Below are 24,003 nucleotides of genomic sequence, written 5' to 3'. Positions count from 1 at the left end.
ACACCGCCGAGGCGTTCCGGGAAAAAACGATGCATCACTTCACCTGTTTTGTTTTTTTAAGTGTGAGTGCGTATTGCTGATGGAGCCGACTATAAACCCGACCGCCAAATAATCTCAATATATATATTTACATCCCATATTTTGGGATTCACCCCGCGAACCGTGTACAAGCCACGCCCGGCACATCGACGCGCATCGATAGCACCGCCCCGTCCAATGGGTGATTGAGGGGACTTTGCGCACTGGTGATATACAAAGTCCGTAGGTCTTCACCACCGAATACACAACTGGTAGGGCGACTGACCGGCAATTCGATCACCTGATCGACGTGACCCTCCGGATGCAACCGCAGCAGGCAACTGCCGTCCCAACGGGCGTTCCAGATATAGCCCCGCGCATCCATCGCCGAACCATCCGGCCCGCCACGGGAATGGGGTCCGAACCAGACTTCGGCGGGCGCGAGTTTTCCATCGGGGTAAATGAAGTGCCGATAAAGGGTCCCGTCCAGGCTCTCGCCGAAATAGACGGTCGTGCCATCAGGGCTCCACAACAATGTGTTGGGGATGCCCAAGCCACGCAACAGCGGCATCACGCGGCCATCGCCGCCGACACGAAACAGCCCACCGGAGCGCTGCTCGATGGGCAAGTCTTCGCCATCTTCCCCGATGTTGTTCTGCATGGTGCCCAGCCAGAGCTGGCCCAACGCATCGCAGCGGGCTTCGTTGGCGCGATTGCCCGGCTGGGGATCGGCCATGCACAGCAACTTCAGGCGCGGTTCCAGGCCTGGGGAGTCCAGGTCCAACCGGTAAACGCCACTGCTCAACGTCACCAAGGCATCGCCGCTCCGGGTCGGGATGAATGCAGAGACGTGCTCAGGCATCTGCCAGATCTGCACGTTCTTGCCAATCAGCCGCAACGCCTGCTTGCCGGCAATATCGACCCAATACAGCGCCTGGGTCGGCTCGTCCCAAAAAGGCCCCTCGCCCAGCTTCGCCCGATGCTCCGTCACAGCCGTCCACTTCATTTAAAACCTCCTGTTCCCGAGTTTCCCGGCGTTGTCTGTTCGACCGGCCATGACATTGGGGTAAAAACGCTTGATGGCCAGGTCTGCGTTATCGATCAGCGTCATGCAGGCCCAGATGCCTCGCGTCGCGTCCCGAGCGGCGATGGCTTCGGCGATGTCCTTGTGGATCGGCAGCGTGCGGCGCAGCTCGTCCGGGTCGGCGGCCGACACCTCGAACGAAACCGCCAACAACGCTCCGAGGGCTGGGACCATTTGTTCGATGAATTGATTATGGCTGGCCGCGAGGATGCATTCGTGGAAGAACTGGTCGGCGCGGTTGTAATCCGCACCGCTGTCCACCGCCCGCTCAAGCGCATGATAGGCCAGGCGGATCGCCTGCACCTGGTCGCCCGTCGCCCGTTCACAGGCCCAGCGCACGGCCATCGGTTCGATGGTGCGGCGCAGGTCCAGCAGATCGTCGACAAAATTCTCCGGCAAGCCGCTGCGCGACAGCCAGCCCACCACTTGTGGATCAAAGAGGTTCCAGCGGCGCACCGGCAACACCCGCGTGCCGACCTTCGGCCCGACTTCCAGCATGCCTTTGGCCACCAAGGTTTTGATGGCTTCGCGAATCACCGTGCGGCTGACGCCCAGTTGCTCGCCCAGATCCGCCTCGACCTTGATGGTTTGCCCAGGCTTGACCTGGCCGGCGGCGATCCAGCCCCCCAGCCAATCGACGGTCGACGCGTGAAAACTGCTGGACATGAGCACCCCGTGGGCATTTCTTGTTAGGTGCCCACGCTAATCATCATACGATTGGGTGTCAATTTGAATTTTTGGCGCCTTGTGAAAGCGAGCAAGCTCGCTCCTACAGAAAAATCAGGGCTCCAGGCCGATAGGGAAAAACTCGCCACCACTCCAGACGCCCAACCAGCGCTGCCCATCTATCTCACGGCTGACCGCAAGCTCCACCAATTGATAGAACACATTGCGATGAATCAGCGCTTCGAGATTGCTGCGCACATGAATGTAAGGCGCCGGTTCCTGGGTCTGGGGATCGATCATCACCCGCATCGGATGTTCCGGGCCGGCTTCGGTGACTTCCTCGACATTGGTGGTAAAGCGCAACAACTGCCCTTCCCCCTCTCCTTCGACCTCCAGGGTCACGGCCACGAACGGCGCGTCATCGACCTTGATGCCGACTTTTTCCACAGGGGTAATCAGAAAGTAATCATCGCCGTCGCGGCGAATGATGGTGGAGAACAGCTTGACCATCGGCTTGCGTCCGATGGGGGTGCCCAGGTAGTACCAAGTGCCATCGCGGGCGATGCGCATGTCGATGTCGCCGCAGAAGTCAGGGTTCCACAAGTGGACCGGCGGCAGGCCTTTGGTCTTGGGGATCTGCCCCAGCAGGTCATTGGCTTTTTGCGGTCCGCTCATGGTGCCCCCTTCTGTTTATTCGTTGCTCATCCCCAACAAGCTGCGGGCGTACTCACGCAACGGCGCGGCGATGAGGTCTTGTGGCTGCTTGTCGTGCAACGTCAGCAAACCGCCACGACTCTTGATGCGTGCAGTATCAATCAAATACTGGGTGCTGGTCTCGATCAACATGATTTGAATCACACTGGTGTCGACACCCAGGCGATCCACCGCCTCTTCATCCAGCCATTCGTCGGTGTTGCCGATGCGGTTGTCCGCCTTGGCAAATCGGGTGTAGAGCAAATAGTGGGCACCGGCGGCACGCGCTTCACCCATCGCCTGATCGAGGCCTTCCGGAACCCGGGCGCGACGAACCATCGGGAAATATTCGATGAATCCATTGAAGGCTTCTTCAGCCACGACGTTGGGTCGCGGATAGGCGCTACCTGGCGGAGCAAAAGCGCCCTGAGCGATGTAGATGAAGGAATCCGGCTGGATGCGCAGGTTGTTTACACGGCGGCTGTCGCTATGGTCCAGCAGGCCGGCATCGCTCATGTGATAACGAACGCCCTCCCCCATATCGCTGACATTCATGCAGCCACCAAGCGTCAAAACGGTCAGCAGCAAAAACAGGCTACGCATCCTATCCTCCAAAAACCGGTGACGGAAAACCGGCGAATGGCCGTGAGATGCAGCTTTTGCGCCAGCTTGCAGGGTATGCGCCTCGCCACGAGAAGCCAGTCAGCCGCCAATGATTTTCATGATGGTCGCGCCACCCGAGAACGCTACTTCCTGCTTGTCTCCCAACGCCTTGACCAGCAAGCGCTGGAGCGCCGGCAACGCCTGGTGTCGGGGCTTGTCCAGCAGATCGCCGACGTAATGACGGTTGCTCGACGACAGGCAGCCGTGCAGCCAGCCAGTGGAAGACAACCGCAGTCGCGAACAGGTTCGGCAGAACGGCACGCTTTCGTTGGCGATCACGCCAAAGTGCCCGAGCCCGGGAATTTCATAGCGCACAGCCGTGGCATCGACGGGAGCGTCGGCTTGCAGATATTCGTATTGGTCGCCAATCAGGCCCAGCAGTTGCTGAAGGCTGACGAATTGCTGAAGGAACGCATTGGAATCCTTGGCCAGGTGCCCCATGCGCATCAACTCGATGAAGCGCAACTCATAGCCACGTTCCAGGCAGTATTCAAGCAACGGCATCACCTGATCGAGGTTCTGCCCGCGCAGCGGCACCATGTTGACCTTGATCTTCAGGCCCGCCGCCCGGGCCTGCTCCATGCCATCGAGCACAGTCGCCAGGTCTCCTCCGCGGGCTATGCTGCGAAAGGCAGCGGCGTCCAGGGTGTCGAGGGAAACGTTGATCCGGCGGATACCGGCATTCATTAGCAGGGGCAGCTTCCTGGCCAGCAACTGGCCGTTGGTGGTCAGGCTGATGTCCTCAAGGCCCATCTGCCCTACCGCTGTCATGAAGCTCTCAAGCTTGGGGCTGACCAGCGGCTCGCCACCCGTGATGCGCAACCGCTCGATTCCAGCCGCTTCGATCAGATACGCCACGCCTCGCGCCATGGCCTCGGCCGACAGTTCATCCTGCGCAGCCACCAGCCGCTTGCCATCAGGCACGCAGTAGGTACAGGCGTAATTGCAGGCTGAAGTCAGGCTGATCCGCAAATTGCGAAAACGCCTGCCTTGACGGTCAACGATCATGGATCACTCCGGCGAAAGAAGAATCGAGCCCGTGAAAATTGACCTAGAAATCAAGTTTTCGCAAGACCCAAGCCCGAGTATATTCCTGGGGCACTGCGCCATGTAAGCGGACATGGCGCAATTAAGCAGCTGAATGCCTCAACTGCTCGGCGTATCCGTGTCGCGCTTGCGCTTGTTTCCCATGCGCACACCGATATCCATCAGGAATTGGAAGAAGCCTTCCTGGTCTTCCAGCACATTGCTCCAGAACGGCGAGTGGTACAGCGCCACCGCGCCGTGCACCAGCGCCCAGGCAGCGCAGTAGTGGAAATACGGCGGGACGTCTTCAAGCTTGCCTTCGCTGATCCGGCCCTTGATCAGCAAGGTCAGGCGATCGAAATTCGAGGCGCGGATCTTGTGCAGCTCCTCGACCATTTCCGGCACCTGGTTGCCCTTGACCACCTTTTCTTCCAGGCGATCGAACAAGCGGTAACGCTGCGGGTCGCGCATGCGGAACTCGAAGTACGCTCGGGACAGCGCTTCCTTGTCCTTGTCGACATCGGCCGAATGCAACAGCTCGTTCAAATCCCGCTCGTAATCGAGCATCAGCCGCAGGTAGATCTCTGCCTTGGACTTGAAGTGTTTGTAAATCGTGCCTTTGCCGATACCCACGGCATCCGCAATCATCTCGACGGTGACGCTGTCTTCACCCTGATCGAGGAACAACTTGAGCGCGGTGTCGAGAATTTCCTGCTCGCGGCGACGAAACTCACGGACCTTACGAGGTTCTTTGTGCATAAGAAAAAGGTCTGAAGGGTCAAAATTCGAAGCCGGGTATTATGCCTAACTTACGCAAAAATGCACGGATCATCCGCGCACGGCCACAGTTCTTCACAAAACGGTGCGACCTCGGCTCCTCAGTTGGTTGGCGCGGACCCGCCTGGGCAGGCTTTGCCGGCAATGAGAACTTATCCGAAGCGAACGTATTCCAAATTTGTTTAAAAACCACCGCGGTCAAACTGGACTCATCGCCAGACTGATCAATACTTGAACTGTCGGCACGACATCTCCCCCAAGTGACGCGCCGATAAAGGTACCAACGGACCGCGTGCCTTTGTTTTACTCCTAATGGTCTTAACCCGGATTCACCCCCCAGAACCCGGGTTTTTTTTGCCTCGATTTCAGGCTCTTGCCGTACGGACCCGAGCCAACGGGAACAGCCGCTTGAAATTTTCGGTGGTTTGCTCCGCGAACCGGTCGTACGGTTCCCCCCGCAGCATCGCCAGGTATTCGGCAACCTCCCGGACATACTGCGGAAGGTTGGGCTTGCCACGATAAGGGATGGGCGCCAGATAAGGCGAGTCGGTTTCCACCAACAAACGATCGGCTGGCACTTTGCTTGCGACGTCGCGCAGGGCGTCGGCATTACGGAACGTGACGATGCCGGACAAGGAAATGTAATAACCCATGTCCAGGGCAGCCTTGGCCATATCCCAATCCTCGGTGAAGCAATGAAGCACACCGGCGTGGGGCAGCGCCGCGTCCCGCAGCAATGCCAAGGTATCGGCCCGCGCGCCACGGGTATGGATGATCACCGGCTTACCGGTCTGCCTGGCGGCCTCCAAGTGCAACCGGAACGACGCCTGCTGGACTTCGGCGGCCTCCGGCTCGTAGTGATAGTCGAGCCCGGTCTCGCCGATAGCCACGACTCGCGGATGATCGAGTTCGTGCAACAGCCAATCCAGGGCCGGCGTGGCATCGGGCTGCACATCCAGTGGGTGGATGCCCACCGAACAATCGACGTCTTCGTATCGTTCAGCCACGCGCTTGACGTCGGCGGCGTTGTCGGCGCTGACACCGATGCAGAGGAAATGCCCCACCCCTCGCTGGCGCGCCGCATCCAAGGCGGCGTCGAGGGATCCGCCATGGGCGGCGAGGTCAAGGCGATCGAGGTGGCAATGAGAGTCTACGAGCATAAAGGGCCAGGCTACATCGTATGGGTGGGACGGTCGGACTTGAGCGTTCCGGCCAGGTGGGTTTCGATCTGGTTGCGAGCCGAGTTGTCGCCTTCGTTGAACTGCACGCCAACGCCGGCGGCCCGGTTGCCCTGGGCGCCTTTGGGAGTCATCCAGATCACCTTGCCGGCGACCGGGATTTTTTCCGGTTCGTCCATCAGGCTCAACAGCATGAACACCTCGTCGCCCAGGCGATAATTCTTGTTGGTGGGAATGAACAGGCCGCCATTTTTGATAAACGGCATGTAGGCCGCGTAGAGCACCGATTTGTCCTTGATGGTCAGGGACAGAATGCCGTTGCGTGGTCCGGGACTGACAGGTTCGTTCATGCTGGTCTCCGCTGCGATTGAGCTGAGTCTAGTGCCTCTGTCAGGTACGACCAGGCAAACTCGCCCATTGCACCAACAGCGCCTCCAACAGCAATACGCGATTGAGGTTGGCCTTGCTCAACACCTTCTGACGTTGGGCAAGAATCCAGTCCTGGATGTTCAAGATTTTGTCCTGGCTGCTTTTTTGCGCCAGGTATTGGATGACTTTACGCATGTCGGTCAATCCGAGGCCGGCTTCGTCCTCGGTAAGCTGATAACGCAGGATCAGGCTCGACCAATCGCAGAACCAGTCAAACAACAGCAACAGGGGAATGGCGTTCCAACCTTCGGCCAGTTGCGTTGGAGATTGTTGCTGCTTGAGCAGCTTCTTCACGCCGTCCACCACCAACGCCCGCTGCTCGCGCACGCCTTGGGCCTGCAGGCTGACGGCCGCCAGCGGCGAACCGGCGGCCAGGGTCAGCAGTTCGCCACGTTCCTCATCGGTGCTGTCAGGCATGGCCTGGGCGAGCCATTGCAAACTCATCGCCTGGCTGGGCAGCGGGCAGGCCTGCTGCACGCAGCGGCTCTTGATGGTCGGCAGCAAACGGCTCGGCTGATGACTGACCAGCAACAGGACGGTATCGCCGGAAGGCTCTTCAAGGCTCTTGAGCAAAGCGTTGGCGGCGTTGATGTTCATTGACTCAACCGGCTCGACCAGCACGACTTTGCGCCCGCCCATCTGCGAGGTCTGGACCACGAAGCAGACCAAGTCACGGACCTGGTCGACCTTGATCGCTTTGTCCGCTTCTTCAGGTTCCAGCACGTAATTGTCCGGATGACTGCCAGCCTTGAGCAGCAGGCACGATTTGCATTCCCCGCAGGCATTCGTGGCCGTCGGGGCCTGGCACAAAAGGCTCGCCATCAGGCGCTCGGCCAACGCCCGCTTGCCGATACCGGCCGGGCCATGCAGCAGGTACGCGTGGGCATGCTGCGTGCGGCCGGCCAGTTGCTGCCAGAGACCGTCCTGCCAGGGATAGGCTTCAGCCACGGGCACGCTCCAGCAACCCGGGCAACACCGCATCCAGCGATTGCTGGACCTGGGTCAACGGCTGCGCGGCATCGATCAACAGGTAACGCGTCGGATCGGCCTTGGCGCGCTCGATGAAGGCGTTGCGCACGGCATTGAAGAACGTTGCCCCTTCAAGCTCGAAGCGATCCAGCCTGCCACGAGCGCTGGCCCGCGCCAGGCCGATTTCCACCGGCAGGTCGAAAACCAGGGTCAGGTCCGGCCGCAGGTCGCCCTGGACAAACGTTTCCAGCGCAGCGATACGCTCGACGGACAAGCCTCGGCCACCGCCCTGGTAGGCGTAAGTCGAATCGGTGAAGCGGTCACAAAGCACCACGGCTCCTCGGCCCAGCGCCGGTCGAATCACTTCGGCCAAGTGCTGCGCCCTGGCAGCGAACACCAACAACAACTCAGCGTCAGGGTTCATGACTTCTTCAAGGGGCGCCAGCAACACCTCGCGAATCCGCTCGGCCAGCGGCGTACCGCCCGGCTCGCGGGTCAAGACCACCTCGATGCCGGCGGCCTGGAGGCGTCCGGCGAGGTATTCGCGGTTGGTGCTCTTGCCGGCGCCTTCCGGGCCTTCCAGCGTGATAAACAAACCAGTCACGGGGCGATCCTTAGTCAAAGTCATTGCGGGTTCGGTGGCTCACTGGCATCCGGTTCGGGGGCCGGATCCTGAGGCGGCACCTGGGGCCCGTCTTGCGGCGCGGTATCAGGTGACGCGGCGGGAATCGGCGCCGAATCTTCAGGTGTGGCCGGGGCCGGGCTGGAGCGGTAGTCGGCGCGACGTTTGAGCTGGTATTCCCGCACCGCATTGTTGTGCGACTCCAGATCATCGGAAAACACATGGCTGCCGTCGCCCCGCGCAACAAAGTAAAGGCTGTTGCCGTCGGCCGGGTTCAATGCTGCGTGAATCGCCTCGCGCCCGACCATCGCGATAGGCGTAGGCGGCAGGCCCGGCACCAGGTAGGTGTTGTAGGGATTGGGTTCTTTCAGATGGGAACGGGTGAGCTTGCCGGTGTAGCGCTCCCCCAGGCCGTAGATCACAGTGGGATCGGTCTGCAGCAGCATGCCCAGGCGCAGGCGCCGCACGAACACCCCGGCAATCTGACCCCGCTCCTGGGGCACACCGGTTTCCTTTTCTATCAGCGAAGCCATGATCAATGCTTGATAGGGTTGGGTGTAGGGCACGTCGGCGGCCCGTTGCGCCCATTCCTTGGCAAGCACATCGTCGAGCCGCTCGTAGGCATTCTTCAGCAGGTCGGCATCCGATGTACCGCGCACGAATCGGTAGGTGTCCGGAAAGAACCGACCCTCCGGAAATACGCCGGAATGGCCAAGGCGATCCATGACCTGGCTATCACTCAGGCCGGCGAGCGTCTGCTCGAGCTTTTCATCCTTGGCCAACGCCGCGCGCACCTGGCGAAAGTTCCAGCCCTCCACCAGCGTCACGCTGTACTGCACCACTTCACCGCGCTTCCAGACGCCGATCAGGCCTTCCATCGTCATGCCCGGCACCATCCGGTATTCACCAGTGTGCAACGGCTGGCCGGCAAGATTGAAACGCCAATAGACGCGCAGCCAGAACGCATCCTTGATCAAGCCATCGGCTTCGAGACGATTGAGGGTTCCGGTCGGCGTGGTCCCATTGGGCACATCCAGCAACTCTTCCTGGGTGATGTTCAACGGCTGCTGCAGCGCCGAATGAATTTTCCAGGCCGAAGCGCCCAACAACAGCCCTGCCAGAACCAGTCCGGTCTCCAGCAACAACAAGAATTTACGTCTCACGAATCAAGCATCCAATAGCGCACGGGCAAGGGCCTGCAGTTTACGGGTGAGCGGGCCAACGGGCCAGCGCGCCGAACCGCACCCGCGTACCGGCCACACGCCATAAACGCTGTTGCAGACCATGACTTCATCGGCCTGGTGCAGCTGTTCGAGGCTGATGTCGGTGATTTGCGTGGCGATGCCTTGGGACTTGGCTTGAAACAATAATTCGGCGCGCATCACACCGGCCACGCCACAACGGCTCAGGTCCGCTGTGAACAGAACGCCATCGCGCACCAGGAACAGGTTGCTGAAGACGCCTTCGATCACCCGTCCGGACGTATCAAGCATCAATCCCTCGGCATGCTCGATGTCGCGCCACTCGGCGCGGGCCAGCACTTGCTCCAGGCGATTGAGGTGCTTGAGGCCGGCGAGCAAGGGCTGTTCGGACAAACGCACGGTGCAGGGGAACATTTGGATGCCTTGTTCGGCATGGGTGGCGGGATAAGCAGCCGGCGGGCTTCCTTGCAGAATACGCCTGGCCGGACTCGACGGATCGGCCGCATAACCACGCAGGCTGTTGCCCCGGGTCACGATGAGTTTCAGCACGCCATTGCCCAGGCGCTGGGCATAGGCGCTCAGCTCAGCACCCAGCACGCTCAAGTCGACGTTGAACGCCAGACGCTGGCAACCGGCCTCCAGACGCTGCAGGTGGCGTTCCAGCAGTACAGGTGCGCCATTGCGCACGGCGATGGTCTCGAACAGCCCATCGCCATAAGCCAGGCCGCGATCTTTCAGCGACAGGACGTCTGCCGGCTGACCGTCGACCCAGCTTTCCATCAACCGGCGAACCGGCGGAACACCAGCGATCCGTTGGTTCCGCCAAAGCCGAAGGAGTTGGACAACACCACATCGATGTCCATGCTGCGGGCCGTATGCGGCACGAAGTCAAGGTCGCAACCTTCGTCCGGCTCATCGAGGTTGATGGTCGGCGGCGCGGTCTGGCTATTGATCGCCAGTACGCTGAAGATGGCTTCCACCGCCCCCGCCGCTCCCAACAAGTGACCGGTCATGGACTTGGTGGAACTGACGGCCAGCTTGTAGGCGTGCTCGCCAAACACCGTCTTGATCGCCTGGGCTTCAGCGAGGTCACCCGCCGGGGTCGAAGTGCCGTGGGCGTTGATGTACTGGACCTGCTCGCCATTGATCTTCGCATCACGCAAGGCATTGGCAATGCAGCGGGCAGCACCATCGCCATCGGCCGGTGGCGACGTCATGTGGTACGCATCGCCGCTGGTACCAAAGCCGATCAGCTCGGCATAAATGGTCGCACCGCGAGCCTTGGCGTGCTCCAATTCTTCGAGCACCAGCGCACCGGCGCCATCGGACAGCACGAAGCCGTCGCGGCCCTTGTCCCAAGGCCGGCTGGCCCGTGCAGGCTCATCGTTGCGGGTCGACAGCGCGCGGGAGGCGCCGAAACCGCCCATGCCCAGACCGCAGGCCGCCATTTCGGCGCCGCCGGCGATCATCACGTCGGCTTCGTCGTACATGATGTTGCGCGCGGCCATGCCGATGCAGTGGGTGCCGGTGGTGCACGCCGTGGCGATGGCATAGTTAGGCCCCTGTGCACCGAGGTGGATGGACAGGAAACCGGAAATCATATTGATGATCGAGCCCGGCACGAAGAACGGAGAAATCCGTCGCGGCCCCGAATCATGCAGCGTGCGGCTGGTTTCTTCGATATTGGTCAAGCCACCAATACCTGAACCCATTGCCACGCCGATGCGCTCGCGGTTGGCGTCGGTGACTTCCAGGCCGGCGTTACGCACTGCCTGAAAACCGGCAGCCAAGCCGTATTGAATGAACAGGTCAAGCTTGCGAGCTTCCTTGACCGACAGGTATTCCTCGACATTGAAGCCCTTTACCGAGCCGCCAAAACGGGTGGAATAGGCAGAAAGGTCGGTGTGTTCGATCAGACCAATGCCACTACGGCCAGCCAGAATGCCCTGCCAGCTGCTCGGCACATCCGTGCCCAGTGGCGACAACATACCCATACCGGTGACTACGACGCGTCTACGCGACACAGCACTCTCCTTTTTCAAATGACGACTTTGCATCAGGCCTAAAGAAAAAACCGCACGCCGTGATGGCAGTGCGGTTTTTCCATGACAGCTAGCGACGACTGAATACGATTACGCCTGGTGGCTGGTAACGTAGTCGATAGCAGCTTGTACAGTAGTGATCTTTTCGGCTTCTTCGTCAGGAATCTCGGTCTCGAATTCCTCTTCCAGAGCCATCACCAGCTCAACGGTGTCAAGGGAGTCGGCACCCAGGTCTTCAACGAAGGAAGCGGTGTTCACAACTTCTTCTTCTTTAACGCCCAGTTGCTCGGCAACGATTTTCTTGACGCGCTCTTCGATGGTGCTCATACCTTGTTTTCACTCCTAATGGACAAATTCAGGCAGCTGGCCGGTGGGTAAGTGTATAGAAAGACTTTTCGGTTTTTCAACCGAAAGCTTCACTCCTCGAACCTGGGGCCCGCCGCCTATAAATAGATTGCAGCTTTATAACGGATTTTAGACAGCTCGTATGACATTTTTTTGAAGCAATCCGTCACATTTAACTCATGTACATCCCGCCGTTCACCGGGATTGTAGCCCCAGTCACGTATGCCGCACCGTCCGAAGCAAGAAAAGCGACCACGGACGCGATTTCTTGAGCTTGCCCCAGACGACCCAGCGGAATCTGTGTCAACAAGGCTTCACGCTGCGCTTCCGGCAGTTCACGGGTCATGTCGGTGTCGATGAAACCCGGTGCGACCGAGTTTACCGTAATCGAGCGCGAACCGACTTCTCGTGCCAGCGCACGGCTGAAACCTTCCAGACCGGCCTTCGCTGCAGCATAGTTTACTTGGCCTGCGTTGCCCATGGCACCCACAACCGAGCCGATACTGATAATTCGGCCCCAACGAGCCTTGGTCATGCCACGCAGGACGCCCTTGGACAGCCGGTACAGGCTGTTCAAGTTGGTATCGACCACGTCGAACCACTCGTCATCTTTCATGCGCATCATCAGGTTATCGCGGGTGATACCGGCATTGTTGACCAGGATCGCCGGCGCGCCGAACTGCTCCTGAATGCTGGACAATACCGCCGCAACAGACTCATCGCTGGTCACGTTGAGCTCAAGACCGGTGCCCTGGATGCCGTTTTCCTTCAAGGTGGCGGCGATACGCTCGGCGCCCGAAGCGGACGTCGCGGTGCCGACAACGATGGCGCCTTGGCGACCCAGTTCCAGGGCGATGGCCTGGCCGATGCCGCGGCTTGCACCGGTCACCAGTGCAACTTTACCTTGCAGACTCATGCAAGCTTCTCCTGTTCAGGCTTGCGCTGCGCGAGCGGCAGCGAAAGCGTCTGGGGTGTTGAGGTTGGAAGTGGACACGCCTTCGGCGCAGCGCTTGTTCAGGCCTGCCAGCACTTTGCCAGGACCGCACTCGACCAGTTCGGTCGCACCCTTGGCTGCCAGCATCTGGACCGATTCAACCCAACGAACCGGCTTGTAGAGCTGCTCCAGCAGGTCGCGCTTGAGGGTTTCCAGGTCTGCTGCGACGTTGGCGCTGACGTTCTGCACCACGGGAATCTGCGGAGCCTGCCAGTCGATGGCGGCGATGGACTCGGCAAAACGCTCGGCGGCTGGACGCATCAGCTCGCAATGCGACGGCACACTGACCGGCAACGGCATGGCGCGCTTGGCACCACGGGCCTTGCAACCCTCGATGGCGCGCTCGACGGCGGCCTTGGCCCCCGCGATGACCACTTGGCCCGGGGAGTTGAAGTTGACCGCACTGACCACATCACCCTGAGCCGCTTCGGCACACGCTGCCAACACGTCGGCGTCTTCCAGGCCGAGGATCGCGGCCATGCCGCCCTGCCCGGCCGGAACGGCTTCCTGCATCAATTGGCCACGACGTTCCACCAACTTCACCGCGTCGCCGAGACTCAGGCTACCCGCAGCCACCAGGGCGCTGTATTCGCCCAGGCTGTGACCGGCGACAAACGCCGGGCGGGCGCCGCCCTCGGCCAACCATAGGCGCCACAGCGCAACGGAGGCCGTCAGGATTGCCGGCTGGGTTTTATCGGTTTGATTGAGTTGCTCTTCCGGCCCTTGCTGGGTCAGTGCCCACAAGTCGTAGCCGAGTGCATCGGATGCTTCTTTGAATGTTTCGAGGATCAGCGGGTATTGCGCGCCCAGCTCGGCCAGCATGCCGAGGGACTGCGAGCCCTGTCCTGGAAAGACGAATGCGAGGGAAGCAGACATGAAAACAAAGCCCCTAATGATCTTGTCGTCAAAAATTGACGCCCCTGGGGGCGCTAGGAAACTGACAGTTGGATGACGGCTTGAACCGACCGGTCACATTTAAGCATTGTCGGACGAAAACGCCTAAGTTAACAAATCCTCGAGGCGCCCATGAAGGCGTTCCGGCAGGTTTTCCTGGATCTCGATCACCGCACGGTTGATGGCGCTTTGGAACCCCTGCACCCCGGCCGAACCATGGCTCTTGATCACGATACCTTGCAGCCCCAGGAAACTTGCACCGTTGTGCCGCGCCGGCGCCAGGTCCGCCTGCAACCGACGCATCAACGGCAGCGCGAGCGCACCCACCACCCGCGAGGCCAAACTCTGCTTGAACAACGCCTCGATGCGTTGCCCGATCATGGTGGCCAATCCCTCGCTGGACTTGAGCAGGATATTGCCAACAAAGCCGTCACACACCACCACATCGGCCTCGCCGCGATACAAGCCATCGCCTTCGACGAATCCGATGTAATTGATGCCGGGTGCATTTTGTAACAAAGTCGCCGCCAGCTTGACCTGCTGGTTGCCCTTGATCTCTTCGGTGCCAATGTTCAGCAGCGCCACGCGAGGACGCGCAATGCCAAGGGTCTGCGCCGCAACCGAACCCATCACGGCGAATTGCAGCAGGTGCTCGGCGCTGCAATCGACGTTCGCGCCCAGATCAAGCAATTGGCAGAACCCGCGCTGGGTCGGGATCGCCGCCACCATTGCCGGACGATCGATGCCCGGCAACGTTTTGAGCACGTAGCGCGACAGCGCCATCAGCGCCCCGGTATTGCCTGCACTGACGCACGCCTGCACCTTGCCATCGCGCAACAACTCCAAGGCCACCCGCATCGACGCGTCAGGCTTGCCGCGCAGGGCCTGGGCTGGCTTTTCGTCCATGGCGATGACTTCGGACGCGGGCATGATCGACAGGCGCGCGCGATCCGCAGCCGATTGGCCGCCGAGCAGTTCTTCTAGAAGGGAGGGTTGACCGACGAGGGTCAGGTGCAGCGAGGGCGTGGCACGCAGGCAAGCAAGGCTGGCCTGGACAATGCTGCGGGGACCGAAGTCCCCGCCCATTGCGTCAATCGCGATGACTTGAGCGGACAAGTGATTACTCGTCAGCGCCCTTGTCGATCACTTTACGGCCACGGTATACGCCTTCTGGCGATACGTGGTGACGCAGGTGAACTTCACCAGTGGTTTTTTCTACAGACAGGGTGCTAGCCTCGAGAGCGTCGTGCGAACGGCGCATGTCACGGGCAGAGCGGGATTTTTTGTTCTGCTGAACAGCCATAATTGATTAACTCCTAAACGTTTGGGTCACGCTTTAACTGCGCCAATACACTGAACGGGTTGGACCGCGTTACCTCGTCCTCGCTCGGTTCGGGCTCATCTGCTCCCGCCGGCTGCTGGCATTCTTCCGGATGATGAGCAGGCACAATGGGCAAGGCGAGCAAAAGCTCCTCCTCGATCAGTGACTGCAGATCCAAAGGATCTTCGCCCAGTTCCAGCACGTCATAACCTTTCGGCAACGACTGGGTATTCGCACCCTCCTTCACCACCGCGTAACTGCATTCGCTGTGGATCGGCAGGGTGACCAGCTCAAGACAACGCTGGCAAACCATTTTGACTTCAGTGTCGATAAAGCTGTGGATTACCACAGATTTACGTTCATCTCGTTCAAAAACGAATTTGGCCTGGACCGTACCGACATCGTCGGAAAGCGGGTCGCAGAGTCTCTTCAAATCGGCCAGCAGCAGTTCACCTTGGAGGGTGGTGCCACGATCAGCCAATTTGCGCGGGTCAACGTGAGGTGGAATCGGGTCATTCAACATAGGCGCAGCATTATAGGGATGCACCGGGCCATGTCAAAGGAAATTCAGCCCTGTCCGTCACTTGCGTGCCTGGCTAGAATCCTTCCCTGCCCATCGGAGATAGCCATGCTGCCCTTATTACTCGCTTCAAGCTCGGTTTACCGCCGGGAACTGCTGGCCCGCCTGGGGCTGCCATTCGTCTGCAGTTCGCCGGACATCGACGAAAACCGTCACGCCGACGAACCTGCGGCCCAACTGGTAAAGCGCCTGGCCCGGGAGAAAGCCCTGGCACTCGCCGACAGCCACCCAGGCCACCTGATCATCGGCTCGGATCAGGTCGCCGTGCTCGGCGACCGCATTCTGGGCAAGCCTCACACATTCGAAAATGCCCGTGAGCAACTGATGGCCGCCAGCGGCGCCAGAGTGACATTCCTGACCGGCCTGGCCCTGCTTAACAGCCAGACCGGCAGATGCCAGGTCGACTGCGTACCCTTCACCGTGAATATGCGGGCATTGGATCAAGCTCGCGTAGAGCGCTATCTGCGCGCCGAGCAGCCGTACGACTGCGCCGGCAGCTTCAAGGCCGAGGGCCTGGGCGTGAGCCTGTTCCAGAGCACCGAAGGCCCGGACGCCACAAGCCTGATCGGCCTACCGCTGATTCGCCTTGTGGATATGTTGCTGGCTGAGGGCGTGCAGGTTCCCTGAAACCCCAGACAACCCATTTGTGGCGAGGGGCCCCGCCAGAGCCTAGCGCAACGCCGGCCCCTGGAAGCCCATCCACATCGCCAAGTGCTCAGCGATGCTCGCCCCCAACTTCTTGGAGAAGCGATCGAACGGCGATTCTTCGATAGTGAAATCCACCAGGTCTTTCTGACCGATTACATCCCGAGCCACGGAGCTGGCACTGCCCAGGCCATCGATCAAGCCCAGCGGCAGAGCCTGCTCGCCAGACCAGACCAGCCCGGAAAAAAGCTCCGGATGCTCCTTGTCTTTCAAACGCTCGCCCCGACCCTTCTTGACGCTGGCGATGAATTGCTTGTGAGTGGTGTCCAGCACGCCTTGCCAGAATGCGGTTTCCTCCGGCTTTTGCGGCTGGAACGGATCAAGAAACGATTTATGCTCGCCTGAGGTGTAGACCCGCCGCTCCACGCCCAGCTTCTCCATGGTGCCGACAAACCCGTAGCCGGCCGCCGTTACACCAATGGAGCCTACCAGGCTGGCCTTGTCGGCGTAGATCTGGTCCGCCGCACTGGCGATGTAATAGGCCCCGGACGCACCGAGATCGGCGATCACCGCGTAGACCTTGATGTCTGGATGCAATCCGCGCAACCGAACGATTTCGTCATAGACGTAACCCGACTGAACCGGGCTACCGCCCGGGCTGTTGATGCGCAACACCACACCCTTGACCTTTGGATCCTCGAACGCCGCCCGCAGGCTGCCGACAATATTGTCCGCGCTTGCAGGTTCCTTGTCGGCGATCATACCTTCGATGTCGATCAGCGCCGTATAGGCCGAGCCGCTCACGGCCCCCTTCTCTATGCTCATCAGCGGCGTAAACAGCATCAGCGCGGCAAAGAGATAGATGAACGTCAGCAGCTTGAAGAAAATCCCCCAGCGACGGGACCGGCGCTGCTCCTGGACGCTGGCCAGCAACGTCTTCTCCAGCAGCTTCCAGCTCTTATCGTCACCGCTCTCGGCGCTCGCCTTGGCCGGTGCCTTCCATTCATCCGTCATGCATGCATCTCCATCAGAACTTAATCGGCACGCTGGCTCAACCAAGCGTGCAATTGCGCAAAATGGTCGATCGCCAGGCACGGCTCGAAGGCCTTGAGCGCCTCGATCGTCTGCGCGCCATAGCTGACAGCCACCGACCCCATGCCTGCGTTACGGGCCATTTGCAGGTCGAACGATGAGTCGCCGACCATCAGCGCCTGGCCAGCGGACACATTGCAATGAGCCAGGATCTGCTCAAGCATCAGTGGATGTGGCTTGCTCGCCGTTTCATCCGCGGCACGAGTGATATCGAAATAATCTTCCCAACCATGCGCCTTCAATACCCGATCCAGCCCACGCCTGGCCTTGCCGGTCGCGACCGCCAGCCGATACCCCTCCTCCCGCAAGGCCCCGAGGGTTTGCACCACGCCGTCAAACAGCGGCGAAGGCTCGGCTTCCAGGGCAATGTAGTGATCGGCGTAGTGCTGGCGAAAAACGATCAGCTCTTGATCATCGATTTCCGGGTACAGGCTTCGAATCGCCTCCGGCAAGCCGAGACCGATGATGCCTTTTACCGCGAAATCATCCCGCCGGGGAAACCCCGTGCGATCCGACGCAACGTGCATCGCATCCACGATCCGACCGATGGAGTTCGCCAGAGTGCCATCCCAATCGAATATGAGCAGCTTGTAGTCAGGATGCACTCAACCGCTCCACGGTCTTGGCCCACATGTCATCCACGGGAGCCTGCAGCTTCAGCTCGCCGCCGTCAGGCAACGGCACCGTCAACATATAGGCATGGAGAAACAGGCGCTTGCCGCCCAAGTCACGGATTTCCTTGGTGAAATCGTCATCGCCGTATTTGCTGTCGCCGGCGATGCAGTGCCCGGCATGCAGAGTGTGCACGCGGATCTGGTGGGTACGCCCGGTGACCGGCTTGGCCTCGACCATGGTGGCAAAGTCGCCGAAGCGTCGAAGCACCTTGAATACGGTCAGCGCTTCCTTGCCTTCCTCGTTGACCTCCACCATGCGCTCGCCTGAACGCAGGTTACTCTTGAGCAACGGGGCGCGGACCTGCTTGACAGAGGTCTCCCAGCGGCCACGCACCAACGCCATGTAGCGCTTGTCGACACCATCGCCGCGCAATTGCTCGTGCAGGTGGCGCAGCATGCTGCGCTTCTTTGCGATCATCAGCAGGCCGGAGGTGTCCCGGTCGAGACGATGGACCAACTCCAATTCCTTGGCGTCCGGACGCAACTGACGAAAGGCTTCGATCACACCGAAATTAAGGCCGCTGCCGCCATGGACCGCAATACCCGCAGGCTTGTTGACCACGATCAGGGTCTTGTCTTCGAAGACGATGGCAGCCTCCAGGCGTTGCAACAGGCCCTGGGCCAAAGGCACCGGCTCGTCACGTTCCGGCACGCGAACCGGTGGTACACGCACGACATCACCGGCCTGCAGCTTGTATTCGGGCTTGATCCGACCTTTGTTCACCCGCACTTCGCCTTTGCGCAAAATGCGATAGATCAAGGTCTTGGGCACACCTTTGAGCCGGGCAAGGAGAAAATTATCGATTCGTTGGCCGGCATATTCCGGCGAGACCTCGAGCATTTGAACGCCAGGGGTCGAAGGGGCAGTAGTCGTCATGGCGGCGATCATAACAATTTTTTATGGAATTGAAGCACTTAATCATTGCTGCTATAGTCGCGAACGCCGCCAAAAGTGGCTGGACAGCGGACTAACGGTCAAAAACCGGCCCTGACCAACGCAATTCACGAGGACGAGAGGCCGTCCTACGGGGTTCTTTCTACGTAACGGCAGAGTTTGCAGGTGCAACGAGCGCAGGTGACATGAGGCCTGAAATACGCCGCAAAGCAGAGTTCTGACTCGCCTTGCGCGCCACATTCACGGCCAGTTCACAAAGTGCAGTCACCCGGGAACGACCCCGAGCGAGAGCTTCGGAAACAACGCCTAAATTAGCCATGATGCGTGACTTCCCCTTTCGGAGCTCACGGTAAATGCCAACCCGCTGCGGATTCTGCGCGCGGCAGCACCCGAACTATCAGGGATACGTGTAGGGTGGAGATGTACAACCGTCGGACTGTGTAGCACTAGGCTTATATTTAGACGCTTCATCTCGTCCACAGGCGCCGGTTGATTCCTCCTCCTGACTGAGTGCTTGAGTACCAGCAAGCAGGACGCGTCCGTCGCGACTTCGCCATCATTGGGTCGAACTCGCTGGACACTGGAATGGCCCCGCCATTTCCAGGACGCACCTGACACCGACCGTGAGAAGTCGTGTGTGCCGAACGCCGTTTCCGGCAGCCCGGAAACCGACGGTACTACATGAAAAGAATGCTGATTAACGCAACTCAACCCGAAGAGTTGCGTGTTGCACTGGTAGACGGCCAGCGCCTCTACGACCTGGATATCGAATCCGGTGCACGCGAGCAAAAGAAGGCCAATATCTATAAAGGCCGGATTACTCGCATCGAACCAAGCCTTGAGGCTGCCTTTGTCGATTTCGGCTCCGAGCGCCATGGCTTCCTGCCCCTTAAAGAAATCTCCCGCGAATACTTCAAGAAAGCCCCTGAAGGCCGCGTCAACATCAAGGACGTGCTGAGCGAAGGCCAGGAAGTCATCGTCCAGGTTGAAAAAGAAGAACGTGGCAACAAGGGCGCCGCCCTGACCACCTTCATCAGCCTCGCTGGCCGTTACCTGGTCCTGATGCCGAACAACCCACGCGCCGGCGGCATCTCCCGCCGCATCGAGGGCGAAGAGCGCAACGAACTGCGTGAAGCCCTCAACGGCCTGGTAGCCCCCGCCGACATGGGTCTGATCGTGCGCACTGCCGGCCTGGGCCGCAGCAGCGAAGAAATGCAGTGGGACCTCGACTACCTGCTGCAACTGTGGACCGCCATCAAAGAAGCATCGCTGGATCGCTCCGCGCCGTTCCTGATCTACCAGGAAAGCAACGTGATCATCCGCGCCATCCGCGATTACCTGCGCCAGGACATCGGCGAAGTATTGATCGACAGCGTCGAAGCCCAGGACGAAGCCCTGACCTTCATTCGCCAGGTGATGCCGCAGTACGCCAGCAAGATCAAGCTCTACGAAGACAGCGTTCCGCTGTTCAACCGCTTCCAGATCGAAAGCCAGATCGAGACCGCCTTCCAGCGCGTCGTCGAGCTGCCGTCCGGCGGTTCCATCGTCATCGATCCGACCGAAGCCCTGGTGTCCATCGACATCAACTCGGCGCGCGCCACCAAAGGCAGCGACATCGAAGAGACAGCCCTGCAGACCAACCTTGAAGCCGCCGAGGAAATCGCCCGTCAGTTGCGCCTGCGCGACATCGGCGGCCTGATCGTCATCGACTTCATCGACATGACCCCGGCCAAGAACCAGCGCGCCGTGGAAGAAAAAGTCCGTGAATGCCTGGAAGCCGATCGCGCCCGCGTACAGGTCGGCCGTATCTCGCGCTTCGGCCTGCTGGAAATGTCCCGTCAGCGCCTGCGTCCATCCCTGGGCGAAAGCAGCGGCATCGTTTGCCCACGCTGCAGCGGCACCGGCATCATTCGTGACGTTGAATCGCTGTCCCTGGCGATCCTGCGCCTGATCGAAGAAGAAGCCCTGAAGGACCGCACCGCCGAAGTTCGCGCCCAGGTGCCGATCCCGGTCGCTGCGTTCCTGCTCAACGAAAAACGCAACTCGATCACCAAGATCGAACTGCGCACCCGCGCCCGCATCGTGATCCTGCCGAACGATCATCTCGAGACGCCGCACTTCGAAGTGCAGCGCCTGCGTGATGACAGCCCGGAAGCCCACACCAACCAGTCCAGCTATGAAATCGCCGCTGCCGCTGCCGAAGTGGAAGACATCCAGCCGGCCGCCGCCACTCGCACCCTGGTTCGCCAGGAGGCAGCGGTCAAGACCGCTCCGGCCCGCGCCAACGCTCCGGTTCCGACCGAAGTGACCGCTCCGGTTGCCGCCCCGGCCGCCGCCCCGGAACCGAGCCTGTTCAAAGGCCTGGTGAAGTCGCTGGTCAGCCTGTTCGCCACCAAGGAAGAGCCGGCTGCCCCGACCGTCGTCGCCAAGCCCGCCGCTTCCGAGCGTCCGGCCCGCAACGAAGAACGCCGCAACGGTCGCCAGCAGACCCGCAACCGCAACGGTCGTCGCGACGAAGAGCGCAAGCCGCGCGAAGAACGTGCCCCGCGTGAAGAGCGTGCGCCACGTGAGCCGCGTGAAGAGCGCCAACCTCGCGAAGCCCGTGAGGAAGCGCCGGCCGTAGCCCGCGAAGAGCGCGCACCGCGTCCGCCGCGTGAAGAACGCCAACCGCGTGCGCCGCGTGAAGAACGCAAGCCTCGCGGCGAGCGTGAAGAACGCGTTCGCGAACTGCGAGAGCCATTGGATGCGGCCCCGGCCGTTGCCGCCGCCGTCGCTGAAGAGCGTCCGGCTCGCCAGCCTCGTGAAGAGCGCGCACCGCGTCCTCCACGCGAGGAACGCCAGCCACGCGCCGAGCAGGCAGCCGCCCCTGCCAGCGAAGAAGAAGTGCTGAACACCGAAGAGCAGTTGCAGGAAGACGGCCAGGACACCGCCGAAGGCGATCGTCCACGCCGCCGCTCCCGTGGCCAGCGTCGTCGCAGCAACCGTCGTGAGCGTCAGCGCGACGCCAATGGCAACGTGATCGAAGGTTCGGAAGAATCCGAATCCACCGAGAACGCCGAAACGCCAAGCGCTGCTGACCTGGCCGCTGGCCTGGCGGTCACTGCGGCAGTTGCCAGCAGCGCGATCAGCGCCCCGGCCGAAGCCCAGGCAAACGAGCAGGCTGAACGTGCCACCGCTGCGGTGGAAAACGCGCCGGTTGAAGCGCCTGTGGTCGAATCCTCTGCCCCGGTGGAAGCTACCGCTTCACCTGAAGTGGAACTCGCACCGGCATCCGAAGCCCAGCCTGAAGTTGAAGTCGCCGCCGAGCCTGCGCCGGTCGTGGAAGCACCCGTTGTTGCTGCCGAGCCGGTTGTCGAAGCACCGTTCGAGGAAAAGGCGCCAGAGCCTGCCCGCGAAGAGCAGACTGCGTTCAACTGGACCGCGGAGCCAGCCGCAACGGCCGCCGTTGTCGAGCCTGAGCCGACGCCAGAGCCCGTGAAAGCGGCCGAGCCAGAAGTGGTCGAACCTGCTCCAGTGGTCGAAGCGCCCGTGGTTGTCGAAGCACCGGCCCCGGTTGAAGAGCCTGCCCCTGTCAGCGCCTTGACTCCGAACGGTCGCGCTCCTAACGATCCGCGCGAAGTGCGTCGCCGCAAGCGTGAAGCCGAGCGTCTGCAGAAGGAAGCCGAACAAGCTGCCGCTGCCGCCGCCCAAGCCCCTGCTGCCGAGCCCGCTCCGGCCGTGGAAGAAGTCGCCGAGGCCGCTCCTGCCCCGGTCGCCGAAACCCCGGTTGAACCGGCTCCGACGTTTGACGAACCTCAGCACACCGCTGAAGAAGTCGCACCGCGTCACACTGAAGCGCTGGAAAAAGAGCACGAGCCTAAACCTCACGCTTAATCCCACCGCTGTCTAGTCCTGAAATAGGTTTACACCTGTTTCATCTCAAAGCGCCCGATGCACCGCATCGGGCGTTTTGTATTTCAGAGACAAATGAGGTCGCTTACGGTTATAAATTTCTATCGACTCCTCGACCATGCGCTTGGCTTGGGCAAGGTCTTTGGGACGGTGTAAAAGAAACTCCGTTTTCAGAATCCCATTCACCCGTTCCGCTAGGGCATTCTGGTAGCAGTCGTAGCCATCAGTCATCGAACACCTGACGCCGTGCTTGGCATGCAGCCTCTGGTAGAGATCAGAGCAGTATTGCGAGCCCCGATCAGAGTGATGTACCAGCGGCTGATTGCTTCTTCGATGCCGAAGGGCTTTGGTCATTGCCTGGATGACTGACTCGGTATGCAGGCTTTCATGCACATGATGGCCGACTATTTTGCGCGAAAACGCATCGGTGACCAGGCTCACATAAGCGACGCTTTGTTCGGTAGGCAAGTAGGTTATATCTGCTACCCATACCTGTTCAGGCCCCGTGGCAGTGACTTGGTCAGGGCCGGGTTTGAGCCGATTCGGATGTCGACGGAAGCGATGATGACTATCGGTAGTCTTGTGATAAGCGCGTTTGCGTAGGACCAGTTGTCGATGGTCTCGCAAGATATCGAACAACCGATCTCGACCTACCGTTCGCGTCAGTTCAGGTTCGGACTGCATGAGGCCATGCAGCTTGCGGGTGCCCAACCGGGGCATTTCAAGGCGTGTCTCCAGCACAAACCCCAGCACCTTTTGCGCGTGGCTAGCTTGCGCGTCGTAAGCTCGATTGCGCTTGTAATACGCCTGCCGTGAGATGCCCAAAAACTGGCAAGCCCTGGTAACACTCAGGCCTTCGATTTGCCCTTGGCTGAGGACCTGCCGGATCGCTTTTTTACGACAGAAACACCGTAATCGTTCTTCAGCACGTCAACGACAGCTTCAAAAAATTGGGCTTTCTGGTTGGCAAGGGCCAGCTTTTCTTCCAGCTCCTTGATTCGCTGCTCTGGTGTCAGCGGCAAATTTGGCTCGGCCATCGGTCGATTCCTCTGGGCACGAATGGAGGCGCCTTGGCTCCAGTCCTGCCTTCCATGCTTGCGTAACCACACCAACACAGTCGACCGACCCTGAATCCCATAACGCCGTTGAGCCTCTTTATAACTCAGTTCGCCCTTTTCAACTTGATCGACGACCGCCAATTTAAAGCCCAGCGTGTAATCACGCTGACTGCGCCTTTTTCCTGATTCCATTGGTTCCTCCTGAGGATAGGTCAGAAGGTGTAAACCTTATTCAGGACGAGACA

The 24,003-nt window shown here is 60.3% G+C and carries 25 protein-coding genes; 2 read left to right on the top strand and 23 right to left on the bottom strand.

Translation table 11 applies throughout. The features are described 5' to 3' along the window. Positions 1 to 148: 148 nt before the first annotated feature. From ACLK1G_RS21200 to ACLK1G_RS21110, 19 genes are all read right to left on the bottom strand, one after another. The gene (locus tag ACLK1G_RS21200) at positions 149 to 1,024 is read right to left on the bottom strand and encodes an SMP-30/gluconolactonase/LRE family protein (protein WP_420767195.1); all 876 of its coding nucleotides are present in this window, start codon (positions 1,022 to 1,024) and stop codon (positions 149 to 151) included. Further along, positions 1,025 to 1,768 carry a FadR/GntR family transcriptional regulator gene (locus ACLK1G_RS21195; protein WP_420767194.1) on the bottom strand — a complete coding sequence of 248 codons (744 nt, stop codon included), beginning with the start codon at positions 1,766 to 1,768 and terminating at the stop codon, positions 1,025 to 1,027. 114 nt (positions 1,769 to 1,882) lie between these two features. Further along, positions 1,883 to 2,443, bottom strand: coding sequence for a DUF1285 domain-containing protein (locus ACLK1G_RS21190; RefSeq protein ID WP_420767193.1), 561 nt, complete (start codon positions 2,441 to 2,443; stop codon positions 1,883 to 1,885). Between the two features lie 15 nt (positions 2,444 to 2,458). Next, positions 2,459 to 3,064: a DUF4823 domain-containing protein gene (locus tag ACLK1G_RS21185; protein ID WP_039593661.1), complete on the bottom strand. Its 606-nt coding sequence runs from the start codon at positions 3,062 to 3,064 to the stop codon at positions 2,459 to 2,461. A 99-nt stretch (positions 3,065 to 3,163) separates the two neighbouring features. Next, positions 3,164 to 4,132: a GTP 3',8-cyclase MoaA gene (locus ACLK1G_RS21180; protein WP_420767192.1), complete on the bottom strand. Its 969-nt coding sequence runs from the start codon at positions 4,130 to 4,132 to the stop codon at positions 3,164 to 3,166. A 138-nt stretch (positions 4,133 to 4,270) separates the two neighbouring features. Then, positions 4,271 to 4,909 (bottom strand): TetR/AcrR family transcriptional regulator, encoded by a 639-nt coding sequence (locus ACLK1G_RS21175; RefSeq protein WP_039593659.1) that lies wholly within the window; start codon positions 4,907 to 4,909, stop codon positions 4,271 to 4,273. Positions 4,910 to 5,292: 383 nt separating this feature from the next. After that, positions 5,293 to 6,087, bottom strand: coding sequence for a TatD family hydrolase (locus ACLK1G_RS21170; protein WP_420767191.1), 795 nt, complete (start codon positions 6,085 to 6,087; stop codon positions 5,293 to 5,295). Between the two features lie 11 nt (positions 6,088 to 6,098). Further along, entirely contained in the window at positions 6,099 to 6,455 is a 357-nt protein-coding gene (locus tag ACLK1G_RS21165) for a PilZ domain-containing protein (RefSeq protein ID WP_186611513.1), read from the bottom strand. 40 nt (positions 6,456 to 6,495) lie between these two features. Continuing rightward, positions 6,496 to 7,482 carry a DNA polymerase III subunit delta' gene (locus ACLK1G_RS21160; protein ID WP_420767190.1) on the bottom strand — a complete coding sequence of 329 codons (987 nt, stop codon included), beginning with the start codon at positions 7,480 to 7,482 and terminating at the stop codon, positions 6,496 to 6,498. After that, positions 7,475 to 8,107, bottom strand: coding sequence for a dTMP kinase (tmk, locus tag ACLK1G_RS21155; RefSeq protein ID WP_420767189.1), 633 nt, complete (start codon positions 8,105 to 8,107; stop codon positions 7,475 to 7,477). Before tmk ends, ACLK1G_RS21160 begins: the two co-directional genes overlap by 8 nt. A 20-nt stretch (positions 8,108 to 8,127) precedes the next feature. Continuing rightward, positions 8,128 to 9,288 carry an endolytic transglycosylase MltG gene (mltG, locus tag ACLK1G_RS21150; protein WP_420767188.1) on the bottom strand — a complete coding sequence of 387 codons (1,161 nt, stop codon included), beginning with the start codon at positions 9,286 to 9,288 and terminating at the stop codon, positions 8,128 to 8,130. A 3-nt stretch (positions 9,289 to 9,291) separates the two neighbouring features. Beyond that, positions 9,292 to 10,107 (bottom strand): aminodeoxychorismate lyase, encoded by an 816-nt coding sequence (gene pabC, locus ACLK1G_RS21145; protein WP_420767187.1) that lies wholly within the window; start codon positions 10,105 to 10,107, stop codon positions 9,292 to 9,294. Next, positions 10,107 to 11,351 carry a beta-ketoacyl-ACP synthase II gene (gene fabF / locus ACLK1G_RS21140; RefSeq protein WP_420767186.1) on the bottom strand — a complete coding sequence of 415 codons (1,245 nt, stop codon included), beginning with the start codon at positions 11,349 to 11,351 and terminating at the stop codon, positions 10,107 to 10,109. The genes pabC and fabF overlap by 1 nt, the downstream gene beginning before the upstream one ends. 108 nt (positions 11,352 to 11,459) lie before the next feature. Next, on the bottom strand, positions 11,460 to 11,696 hold the full coding sequence (acpP, locus tag ACLK1G_RS21135) for an acyl carrier protein (RefSeq protein ID WP_003175607.1): 237 nt from the start codon (positions 11,694 to 11,696) through the stop codon (positions 11,460 to 11,462). Between the two features lie 190 nt (positions 11,697 to 11,886). After that, positions 11,887 to 12,630, bottom strand: a complete 744-nt coding sequence (fabG, locus tag ACLK1G_RS21130) for a 3-oxoacyl-ACP reductase FabG (RefSeq protein WP_420767185.1) — start codon at positions 12,628 to 12,630, stop codon at positions 11,887 to 11,889. A gap of 15 nt (positions 12,631 to 12,645) precedes the next feature. Then, positions 12,646 to 13,584 (bottom strand): ACP S-malonyltransferase, encoded by a 939-nt coding sequence (fabD, locus tag ACLK1G_RS21125; RefSeq protein ID WP_420767184.1) that lies wholly within the window; start codon positions 13,582 to 13,584, stop codon positions 12,646 to 12,648. A gap of 123 nt (positions 13,585 to 13,707) precedes the next feature. Further along, complete coding sequence (plsX, locus tag ACLK1G_RS21120; protein ID WP_420767183.1) at positions 13,708 to 14,718, bottom strand: phosphate acyltransferase PlsX; 1,011 nt, start codon at positions 14,716 to 14,718, stop codon at positions 13,708 to 13,710. Between the two features lie 4 nt (positions 14,719 to 14,722). Next, entirely contained in the window at positions 14,723 to 14,905 is a 183-nt protein-coding gene (gene rpmF / locus ACLK1G_RS21115; protein WP_003179396.1) for a 50S ribosomal protein L32, read from the bottom strand. 13 nt (positions 14,906 to 14,918) lie between these two features. After that, entirely contained in the window at positions 14,919 to 15,446 is a 528-nt protein-coding gene (locus ACLK1G_RS21110; protein WP_003204262.1) for a YceD family protein, read from the bottom strand. Between the two features lie 105 nt (positions 15,447 to 15,551). On the opposite strand from ACLK1G_RS21110, the gene ACLK1G_RS21105 reads away from it, so the two are divergent. Beyond that, positions 15,552 to 16,130 carry a Maf family protein gene (locus tag ACLK1G_RS21105; RefSeq protein WP_420767182.1) on the top strand — a complete coding sequence of 193 codons (579 nt, stop codon included), beginning with the start codon at positions 15,552 to 15,554 and terminating at the stop codon, positions 16,128 to 16,130. Between the two features lie 42 nt (positions 16,131 to 16,172). On the opposite strand, the gene ACLK1G_RS21100 is transcribed toward ACLK1G_RS21105, so the two are convergent. The 3 genes from ACLK1G_RS21100 to rluC are packed head-to-tail and all read right to left on the bottom strand — an operon-like array spanning position 16,173 to position 18,791. Continuing rightward, the gene (locus ACLK1G_RS21100; protein WP_420767181.1) at positions 16,173 to 17,162 is read right to left on the bottom strand and encodes a S49 family peptidase; all 990 of its coding nucleotides are present in this window, start codon (positions 17,160 to 17,162) and stop codon (positions 16,173 to 16,175) included. A 20-nt stretch (positions 17,163 to 17,182) separates the two neighbouring features. After that, complete coding sequence (locus ACLK1G_RS21095; protein ID WP_420767180.1) at positions 17,183 to 17,845, bottom strand: HAD-IA family hydrolase; 663 nt, start codon at positions 17,843 to 17,845, stop codon at positions 17,183 to 17,185. Further along, the gene (gene rluC / locus ACLK1G_RS21090) at positions 17,835 to 18,791 is read right to left on the bottom strand and encodes a 23S rRNA pseudouridine(955/2504/2580) synthase RluC (protein ID WP_420767179.1); all 957 of its coding nucleotides are present in this window, start codon (positions 18,789 to 18,791) and stop codon (positions 17,835 to 17,837) included. The genes ACLK1G_RS21095 and rluC overlap by 11 nt, the downstream gene beginning before the upstream one ends. A gap of 699 nt (positions 18,792 to 19,490) precedes the next feature. On the opposite strand from rluC, the gene rne reads away from it, so the two are divergent. Further along, on the top strand, positions 19,491 to 22,682 hold the full coding sequence (gene rne, locus ACLK1G_RS21085; protein WP_420767178.1) for a ribonuclease E: 3,192 nt from the start codon (positions 19,491 to 19,493) through the stop codon (positions 22,680 to 22,682). A gap of 45 nt (positions 22,683 to 22,727) precedes the next feature. Here rne and ACLK1G_RS21080 read toward each other — a convergent pair. Further along, positions 22,728 to 23,950 (bottom strand): IS3 family transposase gene (locus ACLK1G_RS21080; protein WP_420765165.1). Its coding sequence is split into 2 segments (ribosomal slippage): positions 22,728 to 23,599 and positions 23,599 to 23,950, totalling 1,224 coding nucleotides; the frame shifts between segments, so codons are not numbered across the junction. Positions 23,951 to 24,003 lie beyond the last annotated feature (53 nt).

The organism is Pseudomonas algeriensis, assembly GCF_048847255.1.
GTDB lineage: Bacteria > Pseudomonadota > Gammaproteobacteria > Pseudomonadales > Pseudomonadaceae > Aquipseudomonas.
Note: the sequence above shows the minus strand (reverse complement) of the source record. Positions and strands in the feature narration are given on the sequence as shown.

What these genes read in the sequence shown, in the direction of transcription:
- ACLK1G_RS21165 (WP_186611513.1), bottom strand. Translation starts at nt 6,455, where the DNA reads ATGAACGAACCTGTCAGTCCCGGACCACGCAACGGCATTCTGTCCCTG.
- ACLK1G_RS21195 (WP_420767194.1), bottom strand. Translation starts at nt 1,768, where the DNA reads ATGTCCAGCAGTTTTCACGCGTCGACCGTCGATTGGCTGGGGGGCTGG.
- ACLK1G_RS21100 (WP_420767181.1), bottom strand. Translation starts at nt 17,162, where the DNA reads ATGACGGATGAATGGAAGGCACCGGCCAAGGCGAGCGCCGAGAGCGGT.
- ACLK1G_RS21110 (WP_003204262.1), bottom strand. Translation starts at nt 15,446, where the DNA reads ATGTTGAATGACCCGATTCCACCTCACGTTGACCCGCGCAAATTGGCT.
- rpmF (WP_003179396.1), bottom strand. Translation starts at nt 14,905, where the DNA reads ATGGCTGTTCAGCAGAACAAAAAATCCCGCTCTGCCCGTGACATGCGC.
- acpP (WP_003175607.1), bottom strand. Translation starts at nt 11,696, where the DNA reads ATGAGCACCATCGAAGAGCGCGTCAAGAAAATCGTTGCCGAGCAACTG.
- ACLK1G_RS21185 (WP_039593661.1), bottom strand. Translation starts at nt 3,064, where the DNA reads ATGCGTAGCCTGTTTTTGCTGCTGACCGTTTTGACGCTTGGTGGCTGC.
- ACLK1G_RS21200 (WP_420767195.1), bottom strand. Translation starts at nt 1,024, where the DNA reads ATGAAGTGGACGGCTGTGACGGAGCATCGGGCGAAGCTGGGCGAGGGG.
- ACLK1G_RS21190 (WP_420767193.1), bottom strand. Translation starts at nt 2,443, where the DNA reads ATGAGCGGACCGCAAAAAGCCAATGACCTGCTGGGGCAGATCCCCAAG.
- rne (WP_420767178.1), top strand. Translation starts at nt 19,491, where the DNA reads ATGAAAAGAATGCTGATTAACGCAACTCAACCCGAAGAGTTGCGTGTT.
- ACLK1G_RS21105 (WP_420767182.1), top strand. Translation starts at nt 15,552, where the DNA reads ATGCTGCCCTTATTACTCGCTTCAAGCTCGGTTTACCGCCGGGAACTG.
- fabD (WP_420767184.1), bottom strand. Translation starts at nt 13,584, where the DNA reads ATGTCTGCTTCCCTCGCATTCGTCTTTCCAGGACAGGGCTCGCAGTCC.
- fabG (WP_420767185.1), bottom strand. Translation starts at nt 12,630, where the DNA reads ATGAGTCTGCAAGGTAAAGTTGCACTGGTGACCGGTGCAAGCCGCGGC.
- rluC (WP_420767179.1), bottom strand. Translation starts at nt 18,791, where the DNA reads ATGACGACTACTGCCCCTTCGACCCCTGGCGTTCAAATGCTCGAGGTC.
- ACLK1G_RS21175 (WP_039593659.1), bottom strand. Translation starts at nt 4,909, where the DNA reads ATGCACAAAGAACCTCGTAAGGTCCGTGAGTTTCGTCGCCGCGAGCAG.
- ACLK1G_RS21180 (WP_420767192.1), bottom strand. Translation starts at nt 4,132, where the DNA reads ATGATCGTTGACCGTCAAGGCAGGCGTTTTCGCAATTTGCGGATCAGC.
- pabC (WP_420767187.1), bottom strand. Translation starts at nt 10,107, where the DNA reads ATGGAAAGCTGGGTCGACGGTCAGCCGGCAGACGTCCTGTCGCTGAAA.
- ACLK1G_RS21170 (WP_420767191.1), bottom strand. Translation starts at nt 6,087, where the DNA reads ATGCTCGTAGACTCTCATTGCCACCTCGATCGCCTTGACCTCGCCGCC.